16 protein-coding genes are annotated in these 13,160 nt (G+C 53.1%); 3 read left to right on the top strand and 13 right to left on the bottom strand.

Annotated features, from left to right (window positions below; genetic code table 11):
* Positions 1-9 precede the first annotated feature (9 nt).
* Positions 10-1,665 (bottom strand): tetratricopeptide repeat protein, encoded by a 1,656-nt coding sequence (locus BLW59_RS05750; RefSeq protein ID WP_074696903.1) that lies wholly within the window; start codon positions 1,663-1,665, stop codon positions 10-12.
* 138 nt (positions 1,666-1,803) lie between these two features.
* On the opposite strand from BLW59_RS05750, the gene BLW59_RS05755 reads away from it, so the two are divergent.
* Positions 1,804-2,034 carry a hypothetical protein gene (locus BLW59_RS05755; RefSeq protein ID WP_074696906.1) on the top strand — a complete coding sequence of 77 codons (231 nt, stop codon included), beginning with the start codon at positions 1,804-1,806 and terminating at the stop codon, positions 2,032-2,034.
* Entirely contained in the window at positions 2,021-2,380 is a 360-nt protein-coding gene (locus BLW59_RS17700; protein ID WP_175463362.1) for a PIN domain-containing protein, read from the top strand. Before BLW59_RS05755 ends, BLW59_RS17700 begins: the two co-directional genes overlap by 14 nt.
* A 173-nt stretch (positions 2,381-2,553) precedes the next feature.
* On the opposite strand, the gene BLW59_RS05765 is transcribed toward BLW59_RS17700, so the two are convergent.
* Positions 2,554-3,090 carry a hypothetical protein gene (locus BLW59_RS05765; protein WP_074696908.1) on the bottom strand — a complete coding sequence of 179 codons (537 nt, stop codon included), beginning with the start codon at positions 3,088-3,090 and terminating at the stop codon, positions 2,554-2,556.
* A gap of 310 nt (positions 3,091-3,400) precedes the next feature.
* Here BLW59_RS05765 and fic point away from each other — a divergent pair, with 310 nt between their 5' ends.
* A complete protein-coding gene (fic, locus tag BLW59_RS05770; protein ID WP_074696910.1) occupies positions 3,401-4,021 on the top strand; it encodes a protein adenylyltransferase Fic in 621 nt (206 codons plus the stop codon).
* A 218-nt stretch (positions 4,022-4,239) separates the two neighbouring features.
* Here the strand turns inward: fic and BLW59_RS05775 are convergent, their stop codons facing one another.
* The 11 genes from BLW59_RS05775 to BLW59_RS05825 all read right to left on the bottom strand — a co-directional run bounded on the left by BLW59_RS05775 (position 4,240) and on the right by BLW59_RS05825 (position 13,133).
* Entirely contained in the window at positions 4,240-5,166 is a 927-nt protein-coding gene (locus tag BLW59_RS05775) for a tetratricopeptide repeat protein (protein ID WP_074696912.1), read from the bottom strand.
* Positions 5,156-5,614 carry a hypothetical protein gene (locus BLW59_RS05780; protein WP_074696914.1) on the bottom strand — a complete coding sequence of 153 codons (459 nt, stop codon included), beginning with the start codon at positions 5,612-5,614 and terminating at the stop codon, positions 5,156-5,158. Before BLW59_RS05780 ends, BLW59_RS05775 begins: the two co-directional genes overlap by 11 nt.
* A gap of 222 nt (positions 5,615-5,836) precedes the next feature.
* Positions 5,837-6,109: a hypothetical protein gene (locus BLW59_RS05785; RefSeq protein WP_074696916.1), complete on the bottom strand. Its 273-nt coding sequence runs from the start codon at positions 6,107-6,109 to the stop codon at positions 5,837-5,839.
* A 183-nt stretch (positions 6,110-6,292) separates the two neighbouring features.
* Positions 6,293-7,528, bottom strand: a complete 1,236-nt coding sequence (locus tag BLW59_RS05790) for a tetratricopeptide repeat protein (RefSeq protein WP_074696918.1) — start codon at positions 7,526-7,528, stop codon at positions 6,293-6,295.
* Between the two features lie 5 nt (positions 7,529-7,533).
* Positions 7,534-7,944, bottom strand: a complete 411-nt coding sequence (locus BLW59_RS05795) for a hypothetical protein (RefSeq protein WP_074696920.1) — start codon at positions 7,942-7,944, stop codon at positions 7,534-7,536.
* A 5-nt stretch (positions 7,945-7,949) separates the two neighbouring features.
* Entirely contained in the window at positions 7,950-8,321 is a 372-nt protein-coding gene (locus BLW59_RS05800; RefSeq protein ID WP_074696922.1) for an LPP20 family lipoprotein, read from the bottom strand.
* A gap of 18 nt (positions 8,322-8,339) precedes the next feature.
* A complete protein-coding gene (locus BLW59_RS05805; RefSeq protein ID WP_175463363.1) occupies positions 8,340-9,398 on the bottom strand; it encodes an LPP20 family lipoprotein in 1,059 nt (352 codons plus the stop codon).
* Positions 9,399-9,523: 125 nt separating this feature from the next.
* Entirely contained in the window at positions 9,524-10,432 is a 909-nt protein-coding gene (locus BLW59_RS05810; RefSeq protein WP_074696924.1) for an LPP20 family lipoprotein, read from the bottom strand.
* A 263-nt stretch (positions 10,433-10,695) separates the two neighbouring features.
* Positions 10,696-11,568, bottom strand: coding sequence for a lysophospholipid acyltransferase family protein (locus BLW59_RS05815; protein WP_074696926.1), 873 nt, complete (start codon positions 11,566-11,568; stop codon positions 10,696-10,698).
* 90 nt (positions 11,569-11,658) lie between these two features.
* A complete protein-coding gene (gene lpxD, locus BLW59_RS05820; RefSeq protein WP_074696929.1) occupies positions 11,659-12,678 on the bottom strand; it encodes a UDP-3-O-(3-hydroxymyristoyl)glucosamine N-acyltransferase in 1,020 nt (339 codons plus the stop codon).
* Between the two features lie 20 nt (positions 12,679-12,698).
* Entirely contained in the window at positions 12,699-13,133 is a 435-nt protein-coding gene (locus tag BLW59_RS05825) for an OmpH family outer membrane protein (RefSeq protein ID WP_074696931.1), read from the bottom strand.
* Between the last annotated feature and the right edge of the window lie 27 nt (positions 13,134-13,160).

Genomic DNA, 13,160 nt, shown 5'->3' on the forward strand with positions numbered 1-13,160 from the left:
TTGTTTGTCCTATGCAAAGCGTTTCTTTTCCTGGTAAAAGTTCAGATTGTCCTTGTATACTTCCACGCCTGGGTCAAGGGACGAAGCCTTTCGGGTACATTCGATAGCCTTGTCAATGTTGCCCAGGTTATAATAGACCAATCCAAGATTGTTCCAGGCCACGGCATGCTTCGGATCAAGTTCTACTGCTTTGCTGTAGAATTCTAGAGCCTTGTTATTGTTGCCCTGTTTTTCATAGGCTATCGCCATATAGAACAAAATCACTCCGTCTTTCGGATTTAATCTGATGCCTGCTTGATAACATTCAAGGGCCTTTTCGTACTTGCCCAATTCTGCATATGCCCTTCCCATCCCCAACCATGGATTGGCATTCTTTGAGTCAAGCTCACTGTTTTTCCGAAAGCATTCGATAGCTTTTTCATAGGCACCCATTGCGAAATAGTCAGTTCCCAAATTATATTGGGCTATTGCATTCTTAGGCTCGAGTTCCACAGCCTTCAGATGGCATTCCAGCTGCTTGTTGCTATCCCCCAGTTTCCCATAGGCCACCCCCAGGTTGTTCCAGGGGCTTGCATATTCCGAGTCAAGCTCGATGGCTTTTTGGCAGCACTCGATCTCCTTTTCATATTTGCCCAACTTACCATAGATATGCCCCAGATTGTTCCATGGATAGGCATTCTTCGGGTCGATTTCTATGGCCTTCCTATGACATTCCATAGCCTTGTCGAGGTCACCAACATCTTCATAAGAACATCCCATATTGCTCCAAGATATTGAATCATTCGGATCGATTTCAAGGGCTTTGCGGTAGTGTTCAATGGCTTTGCCAGCATTGCCCAGGCCATCATAGCAAGCTCCCATATTGCACCAGGCCGTTTTACACTGGGGGGCAATAGCAATGGCTTTCCGGCAGCATTCAATGCCCTTTTCATCATCCTTCAAGCCGCTGTAGGCAGCCCCCATACTAGCCCATGCGAGCGCATAGTCAGGAGCCATTTTGAGAGCCTTTTGATAACATTCGAGGGCAGAGTTATATTCTTTTCTATCATAAAATCCGTCACCTTTTTCATGCCACTGCACCGCCGTGAACGCATCCTCATTGCGTTTCACTTCCCGGTTGATTTCCTGCTTCTGGGCTTCCGAGGCGGTCTTGTACCTTTCCTTGAGTTCCGCCAGCTCAGCATTGATGCGGGCGTTCTCCGCTTCCAGTTCCTTGTTGCGCTGCACTGCCTCCACAAAGCTCTGCCTGTCCTGCCGCAGCTGGTCAGTGATGCTGCCTGTGTCCACCACCGCTTTCATGTGGCAGTGGTACTGGATCACCGTGCCACCCAGCACCTCCGGCGTGACGTTATCTTCCTTCACTTCCATCTCAGCTGCAGAGATGGTTCGTATCTCATCCCGGGTGAGCTTCCCTTTCTTCACCTCGGTCATCCCTGCCACATACAGCCCCGCCTGCTCGCTGGCTGCCCGCCTGGCATCTGCCCGGGCTCTTTCCTTGGCCACAGCCGCATTCTCCTCCGGCCCGTCACCCATGATGTAGTACCCGTCCGCCTCAATGACGCGAACCTCCGCAAAGGCCGCCATGGGATCAGCCACGCCCCAAATTACCGTAAACGCCGCCCCCAGCCCTAAGGCTGCCAGCGGGGCCTGATGTATGATCTGCATGAAGAATCAACTCCTTTGCACTTTGCCATATACGACATCGCCTGTCATTGACAGTGAAATATGAGAAGGATATACTAATATCAAGAATAGTCGCAAACTTGTCTGACATACATATTCCTCTAGGAAGGAGGCATTTTCATGTTATCAGTCGCTGCAACCTATGATGGGCAAAGATTTGTGCCCGAAGAAACGGTTAATTTTGTCGCTGGCCAAAAAGTAATCATTACAATTCTAAATGAACATTCACCCATACCGTCCAAAGAAACCATCGATATCAACAAATATGCGGGGCGTGCAGGAAAGCTGTTCAGCAGCCACGGCTCTGTAGATGACTATGTGAAAGGGTTGCGGGAAAATGACAGATTGTAACAAAATCTTTTTGGATACAGCACCCCTGATCTATTTTCTTGATGAAGCATCTCTTTATCATAATACAGTCAAAAAAATTTTCTCATCTCTGTTCACTGGAAGCAATTCTTTTATCCTTACTACAATCACTTGCATGGAATATTTGGTATTGCCATATCGTGCCAGTGACCAAGCTGCAGTTCAAGCGCTTTGGGATTTTGTGACTGCCTGCAACATCCAAATTGTTTCCATCAATCAAGATGTAGCAATCCAAGCTGCAAAAATCCGTGCATCCATACCTACTTCAAAGCTATGGATGCATTGCAGCTCTCTGCTGCCCAATATCATAATTGTCAACTATTCCTGACTAATGACAAGTAGTTAAAACAATTCAACAAACTTGACTGTATAGTTGTTGCCGAATGGGAAAAATGAAATGTTGGTTTCAAGCCCCTTGACCGCCGAACAGTTGGCCTTCGGATAATGAGCCCCCTCACGAACTAGTTCAGCTTCTGCGCTTCCTTTGATGTTCAGCCGCCACTACCCGCATGGGAGTGACGGCTTTTCCCTTACAGCTTCTTCTTTGCAGCTTCCAGATTCCTGATGCGGGCGTTCTCTGCTTCCAGTTCCTTGTTGCGCTGCACAGTCTCCACAAAACTTGTCCTGCCGCAGCTGGTCAGTGATGCTGCCTGTGTCCACCACGGCTTTCATGCGGCAGTGGTACTGAATCACCGTGCCGCCCAATACCTCCGGCGTGACATTATCTTCCTTCACTTCCATCACAGCTGCAGAGATGGTTCGTATCTCATCCCGGGTGAGCTTCCCTTTCTTCACCTCGGTCATCCCCGCCACATACAGCCCTGCCTGCTCGCTGGCCGCCCGCCTGGCATCTGCCCGCGCCCTTTCCTTCGCCACGGCCGCATTCTCCTCCGGCCCGTCACCCATGATGTAGTACCCGTCCGCCTCAATCACGCGAACCTCCGCAAAGGCCGCCATAGGGTCAGCCACACCCCAAATTACCATGAAAGCCGCCCCCAGCCCTAAGGCCGACAACGGAGCCTGATGTATGATCTGCATAAAGAATCAACTCCTTGGCACTTTGCCATATACGGTATAACCTGTCATTGACAGTAAAATATAGGAAGAATATACTAATATCAAGAATAGTTGCAAACTTGTCTGACATACATATTCCTTAGGAAAGGGGAATTTTCATGTTATCAAGCGCTGCAACCTATATATAATGGGCAAAGTTTTGTGCCCGAAGAAACGGTTAATTTTGTTGCTGGACAAAAAGTAATGCAGGTATAAAAGTATATCGGTGGTGGGGTATATAGGTATTAAGGTACACTATTGCAATACTTGAACAACACCTCCAACATTTCCAATGAAAGAAGTGTTAACTTTGTTGAACAACAAATTAGGCATCAGCGACGCCAGAGAGCTGGCACATGAAGAAGAACGCCTGACAAAGAAACGCGCCTTGGAGCTTTATGACAATAAGCTCCTGGATAACTTCGAAGTAGGCACCTCCGCTGGCCTACAATCTATCCATGGTTATCTATTTCAAGATGTCTACGACTTTGCAGGAAAAATACGTGACGTCAACATAGCCAAAGGCAACTTCCGCTTTGCTCCGATACTATATCTGGACAGTGTACTAAAAAGCATTGATACCATGCCCCAGGACAGCTTCGACCACATCATAGAGAAGTATGTCGAAATGAATGTTGCCCATCCATTCCGTGAGGGAAACGGGCGCAGCACCCGCATCTGGCTTGATACCATACTAAAGAAGGAACTGGGCCAGGTTATTGACTGGAGCCAGGTAGATAAGGAAGATTATCTTTTTGCCATGGAGCGAAGCGTTGTTCGGGACAAAGAAATCAAGGCGCTATTAAAGGCTGCTCTAACCACCAAGGTCAATGACCGCCAAGTATATATGAAGGGCATCGATGCCTCTTATAATTATGAGGGGTATAGCACTTACAAAACCGAAGACTGCTGATATGATCAGCTGATACCATATCGTCTGCGCTTCCTTTGATTTTCATCCGCTGCTGCCCGCTTGGGAAGCGACGGCTTTTAAGGAAAACAATCACATCAAAACTGATGAATTCTCTACACTAATGTTCTTAACCGGTCACGCAGTTCATGGAGCTTTGCACTCTCTTCCCCATTTTCATCAATTTCCAACGCCTTTTCAGCATCTCTCAATGCTTTATCTCATGATTTCATCAAACAATAGCAAACACAACGAGACATATAGGCGTGATATAAGGAATCCTTATCTTTCGCAAATTCTACTGCCCTATTGTAACAATCAATAGCCTTTTCAAATTGTTTCTCATCCCTATATATTGAACCTAAGCCAACATATGCTTCCACACACTTACTATCAATTTTCAAAGCTTTTCTATGTGCTTCCTTCCCCTTGGCATATTCCTTCAACTCACTATATGAAAGGCCTAGATTCACATAATCTTTCGGGTCAGACTGATCAATTGCAACTGCTTTTTCCAGATATTTCACAGCGGTTTGGAACTCATCAATTTCGTAGTAATAACGCCCCAAGCCACCAAGTGCATCTGCATTTTCTGGAGAAATATCCAGTGCTCTGCGAAACATATTATAGGCTTTTTCTCTTTCGTCCATTTGCAAATAAACCATGCCATAGTCAGCATACGTCGTAGCTTTCGAATCCCTGCTATAATCGCTCCAATCCATTGACAATGCTTTTTTATAGTAAGGAATAGCTTTATGGTATTCTCCCATTTCAGCGTAAGCAACCCCCATATTTACGTATGAAGCAGTATGAGCGGGGGCAACAGACTGCAACTTCTGAAATATCTCTACCGCTTTTGCATACTCCCTCAACTCAATATAAATCCCCCCTATAGTGTTATAGGCAGCAATATTTCTGGGATTAAGTTCCAACGATTTTTTCAGAGAATCGAGAGCTCCTTCTTTATCCCCCGCTCTCCTTTGCTCCAGCGCTTTCACAACTAATTGGTTGGATTCGAAATCCACCTCATTCCTGTTTACCTCATGCTGAATCTCCTGTCTCGCTGTCTCGCTGCCAGCTTTGCCATACTGCTCTTTAAGAGCAGTCATCTCAGCATTTACCCGCTCGACTTCCTTTTCAAGCTCCATATTGCGCTGTACCGCTGCCTCCAGTTCTGCCCTGTCCTGCCGCAGTTGGTCGGTGATGCTGCCTGTGTCCACCACGGCTTTCATGCGGCAGTGGTACTGGATCACCGTGCCCCCCAACCTCCGGCGTTACATTATCTTCCTTCACTTCCATCACAGCGACAGAAATCGTTCGTATCTCATCCCGGGTGAGCTTCCCTTTCTTCACCTCAGTCATCCCTGCCACATACAGCCCCGCCTGCTCGCTGGCTGCCCGCCTGGCATCGGCCCGCGCCCTCTCCTTGGCCACGGCCGCATTCTCCTCCGGCCCGTCTCCCATGATGTAGTACCCGTCCGCCTCAATGACGCGAACCTCCGCAAAGGCCGCCACGGGGTCAGCCACGCCCCAAACCACCGTAAACGCCGCTCCCAGCCCTAAGGCCGCCAGAGGGGCTTGATGTATGATCTGCATGAAGAATCCACTCCTTTGCACTTTGCCAAAACGCCTTCAAGTCTTTTGACCGAAGAACTGCCGTCCCCCATGACGGTTAACCTCACGAACTGGTGCAGTTGCCTCACTTTCTTTGAAATTTTACCGCCGGCCACCATAAAAGATGGCCGGCGGTTTTCTGTCTGCCTTTGCTATCGACATTCGATTCACAGGCTGCGGCTTCCAACAGGAATCTCTTCCCTCTCAGGTAAGATCCCCATTCCTTTCCAAAATGATATTGAATGCCTTGGGGGCGCGTTCGTAGATATTGTAACTTGCTCCATCAAGACAGTACATTCCGTCGCTCTGCCTGGTGTAGATGCCGTCAGTACCTGAGGTTTCATGACACTCCATCCTGTCCCAGCTCAGCATTCTCCTGACAGCGGTGACGGAGCCGTTATCACTGTACATGGTGAACTCTTTGGTAGTGGGATTGAAATCGAAGGAGAAATAGACATTCTCGCTTTCTGACAGCACCACATACTTGCCATAGTTTGTCTTGTGGTGGTAAGCCAGTGTAATTTGTCCCTCGGTCGGCCTGGTATCTCACCGAAGCATAGGGGAGGCCGCTATCATGGATAGCTGCCTGGGCCTGCGGGGCCTGGCAGAGCAAAAAGCATAGGGCGGCAGACAAAAGATATAGGGCTTTTTTCATCACACTCAGCCTCCCAGTTTGCTCCTTATCCTGCTGTACAGGTCGCTGGCGGCACCGTCACCGGGGTTCAGTTCTTTCGCCCGCTGGGCATCCGGCAGGGCTTCCATGAACTGGCCCAGATTGCAGTAGGCCAGGGCCCGGTTGTAATAAGCTTCGGCAAAGCTGCCGTTCAGCCTGATGGCCTGTCCGTATTCATTCACAGCCTCACGGTAACTTTTCAGCATCATATAGGCGCTGCCCAGATTATTGTGGATGTCGGCACTGCCGGGCATGATGCGGGCTGCCTGCTGCAAGTCCCCCAGGGCGCGGTCCGCCTGTCCAGCCGCCACGTAGGCCCGGCCGCGGTTGTTGAGAGCCGGGGCAAAGCGGGAGTCGATGGAGAGGGCCTGGGTGCAGTCCTGTATGGCCTGGGCGGCCTGCCCCTGCTCCAGACGCACCATGCCCCTGTTGCTGTAAGCCTGCAGGAAATTTGGCTTCAGGACTGCCGCCTGATTGAAATCATTGACGGCTTCGCTGTACTGCCGCAGGTGGTAATAGGCCAGCCCCCGGTTGTTGTAAGCCTCCGGCAGCCGGGGATTCAGCCCCAGGGCGCGGGTGTAGGCGGAAAGGGCCTGGGGGTAGTCTCCCCGGGCGAAAAGGCCGTTGGCCTTCTCCAGTTCCTCTGCCGCACCGAAGCGCTGGGTGTTGGCGGCGGCTTCTGCCTTGATCTCTGCCCGCTGGGCTTCTCCTGCCCCCTCGTACCTGCGCTTCAGTTCCTCCATCTGCTTTTTCAGTTCGTCATACTCCCGCTGGAGCTCGCTATTCCGCCGGGCATCCTCTGACAGGACGCTCTTGTCGGTGCTGACCGCCCTCTGCATATCCACGCCGCTGTCATCCACCAGGGCGGTGATGGTAACGGTGAATTGCAGCAGGCTGTCCTCCAGCACTGCCACCTTGGACTTTTCCCCTTGTATTTTCAGCAGCTGGGCGGCGATGGTGCGCACCTCGTCTTCCTCCAGCACCATGTTGACGGTCTTGGAGTAGGACTCCACATAGACCCCCGCCTTCTCGGCGGCGGCCCGCTTGGCATCCTCCCTGGCCCGACCGGTGGCAGCCTCGGTGGTCTCACCCAGCCTGGAGTCCATCACGTAGACCCCGGAAGCCTCGATAGTCTGGATGGCCGCTTCTGCCGGAGAGGGCAGAGCCAAGGCTGAGGCCAGGCCCAGGGCCACGGCTGCTGCCAGTTTTGTCAGTTTTTTCATGGCCTTTACCTCACTATCACAACTGAGCAATTGGCAAGGAATTTCGAAGTCTGGTTGGCCGCCAGGATCCTGTCTGCATCTGCTTGGCTCACCACGGGATCAACGCCGCCGGACACGCTGACAGCCTTGATGATGAGGGGTGAGTCACCGGCTCTGGACACACCGCTATTGAGATCCTCGGAGTAGTCCACCATGCCCCAGCTGATGGCTGTCTGGCGGGGCACGTTCTCATAGGCGTAAATCCGCTCGCCCCACTGGGAGAGGATGGCGGGAGAGATAGCCGTGGTCAGCCCCCTGCCCCGGCAGTCCAGGATAAGGCCCGTGTAGCTCTTGCCCTGGTCAAAGCTGCCGCTTTCCATGCTGGTCATCTTGGGCTGGGGAAAGTCCTCATGGACCACATCCGTTGGCAGCAGCACTCCTGCTAGGGAGTTGGCCCCCCGTACACTCCCAGGCTGGCAATGGCGTGGAAGACGCCAGCGTTATCCCGGTACACCTTGCTGATTCTGGCTCCCTTGAGGATGGTGTCCACGGAAATATTGATAGTGTCGCTGGCCCGGCGGGACTTTATCACTGTGGTGTTGGAAGTGACATGGAGCTCATCCACTTCCTCAGCCAGCTGACGGTAGGCCTCTGCCACCGCCACCCTGCGCATGTCATTGAGGGATTCACCCGGCTCCGGGTAGACCTCCACCTCCACCTGCACGAATCCGTCATTGCCAATCTCCGCCGCCGAAGCCGTGCCAAAAGTGAAAGCCATCAGGGCTGCCATAATCACGCCAAGACTCTTTTTCATTTTCTCTTCCTCCTAATGTCACCGTACCAGAATCACATTCATGTTATCGAGGAAATGGCTCTGCTCATTTTCCAGCAGCACCCGGTTGGCATCTGTGAGGGCCAGCACAGGGTTGACCCCGTTGCCCGACAGGGACTCGCATTTCACCAGCAGGGGCTTGTCCCCTGCCCGCGGCACCCCGGAAACATCCAGGCCCCTGCAATAGGCCGCCATGCCCTTGGTGGAAACCAAGTCATAGTCCAGATTGCTGGCGCCGTAGATGGCCTCTCCCTGCTCATTCTTGATGACAGGGCTCATGGCCGGGCGCAGGCTGAGGCCTGTGCAGTCCACCACCAGGCTGGTGTAGTCCCCCTCAATCTTCGGCATCTTTTCCTTCTTTTTCTTCTTGCTGGCAGCAGTCTGCCCTGCTGCAGGGTTCGTGACAGACTGGGGCTGGCTGTAGCTTGATGAGGAGGGGGTGCCATAGCCCCCATAAGTTCCTGTGCCGTAAGCTGCCGCATTCATGACCAGGGGCGGTGTCTGATTGATATTCACCTCTATGCTGACAGAAGAACCGGCTGCAGGCTGCTGCACGGCAGGCCCGGCATAATCGTAGTCCTCCTCATAGCCCCAATTGGGCGCAGGGAAGGGCTGGCGCACCGTATTCCTGGTCAGCACGGCAGCGGCCAGGGAATTACTCACACCGAACATGGGCACTTCCATGGTCACCTCATAGGCGCCGCCGGGTATGGCTCTCTCCTCCAGCACCCTTGCCCCCTGCACGCAGGCAGAGACTTTCGTGCGCACCACATCCGACATCACCATATAATTCTGCACGGTGCTCTCCGCATCCACCTGCACTCCGGCCACTTCCTCAGCCAGCTGGCGGTAGGCATCTGCCACCGCTGCCCGGCGGGCCAGCATCTCAGCCTGGGCCGCATTTATGGCCGTAGGCGGCGCTATGCCCGTGCCTGTAGCAGCCACCACCTGCCGCTCCCAGTCCACCCTGCTCTGGGCCAGGGTGGTCTGAGCCGTCAGCAAAAGAGCTGCAGCCAGTGTCAGCGAAGCAATTTTTTTGCCAATAATTTCCGCGTACATCTTTATCCCCCTTTCGGAATGAGCCATACATACGTCCTTGTGATAATCATGCGAGCTTGGGAAGGTCAGCCCCGTTTTTGGAAAAATCCCGTCTCCCCCAAAAAAGGGGAGGCGGGAAGCATAACTCAACGGATGAACACCACGTTAGTCTTCTCAAGGAAGCCTGCGCTCCTGTTCTCGATGAGGACACGGTTGGCATCTGCCACGGAAAGCACGGGATAGCTGTTGTGGCTATCCAGAGAAACAGCCTTCACAACCAGGGGATTGCTGCCTGCACGCCTGGTGCCATTAGCAATATCCGTGGTATAGCTGGCCATGCCGTTGGCAATGACGAAATCAGGATTCAGATTCTTATGCCCATAGATGTTTTCGCCGCTGGCATTCTTGATGACCGGGCTCATGACAGGCCGGAGGCCCAGGCCGCGGCAGTCAACGATCAGGCCCGTGTAGCCGCCGATGGCATTTGAATTGGCAGCGGGGGGAGCAGGCGCCTTGGCAGTCACATCAATGCGCACGCTGACGGAAGCCCCTGCATCATAGGCAGGCTGGGAAGGAGCTACGGACTGCACCGGCTCTGGGAAAACTTCCTGCACAGGAGGTTTGGGCATGACGGCTTCGGCCAGAGAGTTGCTTACGCCGAACATGGCGATCTTCATGGTGACTTCATAGCCCCCATCGGAAGTGGCGCGCTCGCTAACTACCTGGGCGCCCTGCACCAGGGCGCTGACCTTGGTGCGGACTACATCGCTGGTAACCATGAAGTTTTCCACGGTGCTCTCAGCATCCACATTGACGCCCTTCACGATTTCTGCCAGCTGGCGGTAGCCGTCCACCACAGCTGCCCGGCGGGCCATCATGCGGGCCTGGGCGCTGTTCCTGGCATTGGCCGGTGGTGCCCCCATGCCTGTCACAGTGATGGTGGAATCCTGCCAGTTCAGGCTGTCAGCCGGAGATGCCAGCACGCTGGCCACGGAAAAGACCAGCACCGCCGCCATTACTGCCAACAGGGAAACAAGCCTCGAAAATCTCCTCATTACCTCCACATCCTTTCTTGGAACTTGACCTCTCTTGCACAAGCCGAGCTGACCTCCCCAGGCCCGCATGGCAGAGAACCCATATAAAATGCTATTAAAAATATATTTTAACGACAATTCTATCATACATGAAAATTTTGAAAAAGTATAGCAGGGATTTGATATGGTAGCCGAAATCCATTGTGCGCCACACAAGTACACAATGGATCTTCCTGCTAAAAAACCGCCCTCCCTCACACGGGAAAGCGGTTTTTTCATTTCTTTCAGTACTCCTCCCGCATGGACTTCCATCTGTCGTGGAGCCAGAACCAGTCCTCGGGATAGCGGCGGATATGCTCTTCCAGCATGTGGTTCAGCTGCTGGGTGGTGTTCCTGATATCCTCTTTCTTGTTTTTGGTCCTCTCCACCCGCAGGGGAGGATAGATATGCAGGGTGTGGCGGCCGTCCTTTTCTTTGTGGATCTGCACCATGAAGACGGGCACATCCTTGAAGCGGGCCATAGTGGCAGCTCCCACCACGCAGTTGGTGGGGCGGCCGAAGAAATCCATCACCATGCCGTCTTTGCGGCTGGGGTCCTGGTCTGAGAGCAGGCCGATGAACCAGCCCTGCCCCAGCATATCATACATTTCCCGCACTCCCTTGCTGTAAGTGACGTGCATGCCCATAAGGGCGCGGTACTCATTGATGAACTTGTCCATGCCCCGGGAGGTCTGCTTCTTGGCCACCGCCACCAGGGGAATGCCATGATGGGCCAGAGCTCCTCCCTCCAGCTCCCAGTTGCCGGAATGGGAGGTGGCAATGACACAGCCCTGCCCGGAGGCGGCCTGGGCTTTCAGCTCCTCCACCGCCCCGGTGAGGGTCACATATTCGTCCATACGCTCCTTGATGACAGGGGAGCGCAGCACCTCAAAGAGCATAGGGCCGAAACGCAGGGTGCTCTCTTTGGCAATGCGCTCTGCTTCCCTTTCATCCACCTGCAAGCAGTCCATGATCTGCTGTTTGGCCAGCAGCTTCCTTTTCTTCGGCACAAAGGGCCAGAGCATCAGAGCAAGCCCCCTGCCCAGACTGTCGCTCATACCCTGGGGAACAAGGCACAGGATATGGCTTAACGCCTTTACCAGATAATATGCTAACATAATCAACCTCAGTGCTTACAACTCACAACGGCAGCAGCAACCTCCGCCGTCCTTCAAAAAAGGAGCCGCCCCGGGCAGCTCCTTTATCAATTACTTGTTCGCCAGCTCTTTTTCCAGTTTCTTGACCTTCTTCAAAAGCTCCGGCAGTTTCTTCATGGCTGCCTGCATACGCAACCATTCCGTGTGGGACTGCACCGGGAAACCTGCACAGAACTGTCCCTCGGGCATATCGCTGATGATACCTGAGCGGGCCGCGTAGACAGAGTTGGCACCGATCTTGATATGTCCTACAGTGCCTGTCTGGCCGCCGAAGGTCACGTTATGTCCTACTTCCGTGGAGCCTGAGATGCCCGTCTGGGCCACAATAAGGCAGTTTGCCCCAATCTTGCAGTTGTGGCCGATATGCACCAGATTGTCAATCTTCGTGCCTTTACCAATGACCGTAGACCCCATAGCAGCACGGTCAACCCCCACATGGGAGCCAATCTCCACATCATCTTCCAGCACCACATTGCCCACCTGGGGCACCTTGGTGTGTACGCCATCCTTGGTGGTGAAGCCGAAGCCATCGGAACCGATGACGGCAGAAGCATGAATGACGCAGCGCTTGCCCACCCGGCAATATTCCCGCACAGTAGCGGAAGAATAGATAACTGTATCATCGCTAATCTCAGCATACTGCCCTACATAAGTGTGAGGGTAGATAACAACCCTGTCACCCAGCACAGCATGGTCATCCACCACTGCGAAGGGCATGACGATGACCCCTTCTCCGATTTTCACATCCTGGCCGATATGCGCCTTATCGCTTACTCCCACAGGGAAATCCAGCTTCGGGGTGAAAATTTCCAACAGCTTCGCAAAAGCCGCCCTGGGGTCCTCAACATAGATGGCAGCCTTGGGGAAGTCCTTCGCCGCAGCTTCCCCCTCCGGCAGCATCACTGCTGCCGCACGAGATTCCTTGGCTTCTTCGATATGAGGGTCAACAGCAAAGGTCAGGTCACATTCCCCGGCCCCGGCTATATTATCCAGACCGGAAATGAGGATTTCCCCATCACCTGCCACCCGGCCCCCCACCAGAGAGGCAATCTCCTGCAAAGTCTTCTTCATGGCATGCTCCTCCGTGGCTCTTACTGCAACTTCTCGATGGCCTTGTCCGTGATGTCGATGCAGCCAGACACTGCTACAGGCTGATCAGGAACATTCTGCACCACGGCATCCAATTTCTCATCACGGGCAATGTCGCCCAAAGCCACATCCAGCTTTTGGCGCATCTGCAAAGCGTAGGACTGGTTGATGCCCTGGAGTTTTCTCTGCACATCCATCTGTGCCTTCTGGGCCTCTTCCTGTGTCATGTCCTGGCTCTCCTGCAGCTTCTTTTCTGCTTCTTCTACAGCTTCCTTGTACTTCTGGCTGCCTTCCTCGTCAAGGGCCTTGATCTGGGGAGCTTCCTTCAGCACCCGCTCTGCATCTATATAACCAATCTTGGCTTGACCGCAGCCGCCCAGCAGGGCAGATGCCATCAGAATCCCTGACACCAGCAGGGCTTTTTTCTTCAAATTCATCTCTTGCTCAGCTTCCTTTATCTGTTA

Source organism: Selenomonas sp. KH1T6, assembly GCF_900108415.1.
Classification (GTDB): Bacteria; Bacillota; Negativicutes; order Selenomonadales; family Selenomonadaceae; genus Selenomonas_B; species Selenomonas_B ruminantium_A.

Excerpts from the sequence above, each read along its gene's own strand:
- BLW59_RS05815 (WP_074696926.1), bottom strand. The coding sequence starts at position 11,568 with ATGTTAGCATATTATCTGGTAAAGGCGTTAAGCCATATCCTGTGCCTT.
- BLW59_RS05810 (WP_074696924.1), bottom strand. The coding sequence starts at position 10,432 with ATGAGGAGATTTTCGAGGCTTGTTTCCCTGTTGGCAGTAATGGCGGCG.
- BLW59_RS05750 (WP_074696903.1), bottom strand. The coding sequence starts at position 1,665 with ATGCAGATCATACATCAGGCCCCGCTGGCAGCCTTAGGGCTGGGGGCG.
- BLW59_RS05800 (WP_074696922.1), bottom strand. The coding sequence starts at position 8,321 with ATGAAAAAGAGTCTTGGCGTGATTATGGCAGCCCTGATGGCTTTCACT.
- BLW59_RS05805 (WP_175463363.1), bottom strand. The coding sequence starts at position 9,398 with ATGTACGCGGAAATTATTGGCAAAAAAATTGCTTCGCTGACACTGGCT.
- BLW59_RS05780 (WP_074696914.1), bottom strand. The coding sequence starts at position 5,614 with ATGCAGATCATACATCAAGCCCCTCTGGCGGCCTTAGGGCTGGGAGCG.
- BLW59_RS05825 (WP_074696931.1), bottom strand. The coding sequence starts at position 13,133 with ATGAATTTGAAGAAAAAAGCCCTGCTGGTGTCAGGGATTCTGATGGCA.
- BLW59_RS05765 (WP_074696908.1), bottom strand. The coding sequence starts at position 3,090 with ATGCAGATCATACATCAGGCTCCGTTGTCGGCCTTAGGGCTGGGGGCG.
- BLW59_RS05755 (WP_074696906.1), top strand. The coding sequence starts at position 1,804 with ATGTTATCAGTCGCTGCAACCTATGATGGGCAAAGATTTGTGCCCGAA.
- lpxD (WP_074696929.1), bottom strand. The coding sequence starts at position 12,678 with ATGAAGAAGACTTTGCAGGAGATTGCCTCTCTGGTGGGGGGCCGGGTG.
- BLW59_RS17700 (WP_175463362.1), top strand. The coding sequence starts at position 2,021 with ATGACAGATTGTAACAAAATCTTTTTGGATACAGCACCCCTGATCTAT.
- BLW59_RS05775 (WP_074696912.1), bottom strand. The coding sequence starts at position 5,166 with ATGGAGCTTGAAAAGGAAGTCGAGCGGGTAAATGCTGAGATGACTGCT.
- fic (WP_074696910.1), top strand. The coding sequence starts at position 3,401 with ATGAAAGAAGTGTTAACTTTGTTGAACAACAAATTAGGCATCAGCGAC.
- BLW59_RS05790 (WP_074696918.1), bottom strand. The coding sequence starts at position 7,528 with ATGAAAAAACTGACAAAACTGGCAGCAGCCGTGGCCCTGGGCCTGGCC.